2 protein-coding genes are annotated in these 1452 nt (G+C 41.7%); both read right to left on the bottom strand.

Annotated features, from left to right (window positions below; translation table 11 throughout):
* The coding region (locus DWU89_RS20555) for a hypothetical protein (RefSeq protein WP_147292171.1) at nucleotides 1-193 on the bottom strand (193 nt) is incomplete at its 3' end.
* Nucleotides 194-222: 29 nt separating this feature from the next.
* The gene (locus DWU89_RS20370; RefSeq protein WP_147292170.1) at nucleotides 223-681 is read right to left on the bottom strand and encodes a hypothetical protein; all 459 of its coding nucleotides are present in this window, start codon (nucleotides 679-681) and stop codon (nucleotides 223-225) included.
* Between the last annotated feature and the right edge of the window lie 771 nt (nucleotides 682-1452).

Raw genomic sequence — 1452 nt, 5'->3', positions numbered from 1 at the left:
CCTCCATATTGGTTATACCATAAAGCGTATTGGATTCCAAATAAACCGCATCCGCCTTTTCCAATGACACTTCGAACGGCTTATAAAAATCATATTCTTCTTCCTCTTCATCGTCCCCACAGGACGCAAACCCGCTGCAAAACGAGAGCAGCAGGCAGAGAAGCATTATTAAATTGACATTTTCTTTTCTCATTGCAAAACTATTTTACAGGTTAGACCGAATTAAGTAATACAAGTAAGAATTATTTCCGCATAGGTCAATACGATCGGATTATACTCCATTCCCTCTAAGCAAGGCTTCACTTCGCCGGAGAACCTAATATGTGCTATCATGCCATATGGATCTTCATAAACATTATCCGGTAACAGAGACTCCGGAAACGAAGCCTCCGGTAAATTGACAGGACAAACATACAATTCAGAACCATCCTGAAGCCGATAACAAATCCTATATTGTTTCTTACCGTCTACCTTTCGTATCAACAGATCTCCATACATATTAGTTACGTCATAAAGCGTATTGGATTCCGTATAAAACGGATCCGCCTTTTCCAACGCCACCTCGAACGGGGCGCAAGGATCATATTCTTCCTCATCGTCGTCCCCACAGGACGTAAACCCGCTGCAAAACGAGAGCAGCAGGCAGAGGAGCATTATTAAATTAACATTTTCTTTTCTCATTGCAAAACTATTTTATAAGTTGAATCTTTGATTTTGACGAGATAAAATCCCGCCTTCGAATTACTAAGATCGACTGTTGTAGTCGAATAGACAGTCCCGGCCCGAACTGGTAAACCGGATATTACAACTCCGCGGATCGGAAGAGATCGGCACCACTCCGGAAAAAAACGTGTCTCTATCTGGGCAAAAGCATTCGTAAACCCAACGCAAAATAAAGACAAATAGAAGATAAATTTTAGAGTTTTCATAAGCCGATAGAATTCAAAGGTTCGAAACTTCTGCAAGTTATAAAAAAACGAACAAATAAACTCCTTTTATTCCTTTATTTTCAAGGAATAATCCTACCTTAGCAATGGGAAAAGTAACAAAATGTTTTTTTGGGTTTCAGCGGAGCCTCCGCTTGATACGATTTGTATCTTTTTAATCAAGAAGAGGCTCCGTTGACTGGCGGCTCAGGCAGCAGCGACAGACCGGGAAAAGGGCTCACCTGCTAATCATTGGGGATAAATTAATTCATTATTTGCCAAAAGTGAGCTATCCCGTTCCCGCGCTCCGACGCGGGATCGCAAAGGAACAGGTTTTATCCTAAACTGGTAAATGATGATTTATGGGTCTGTAGAGATGCATGCCTGTACATCTCTACTCGTGCCGCAGGCTATTTTGCGATCCCGCGTCGGAGCGCGGGAACGAGGTAGTTCACTTTTTCTTAGTTTTGGACCTTCTGCAAATTGAAAAATATACATTAACCCCCTGTTTCGACTGTTTTTCTAT

The organism is Parabacteroides acidifaciens (genome assembly GCF_003363715.1).
GTDB lineage: Bacteria > Bacteroidota > Bacteroidia > Bacteroidales > Tannerellaceae > Parabacteroides > Parabacteroides acidifaciens.
This window is presented reverse-complemented; position numbering and strand designations above follow the sequence as displayed.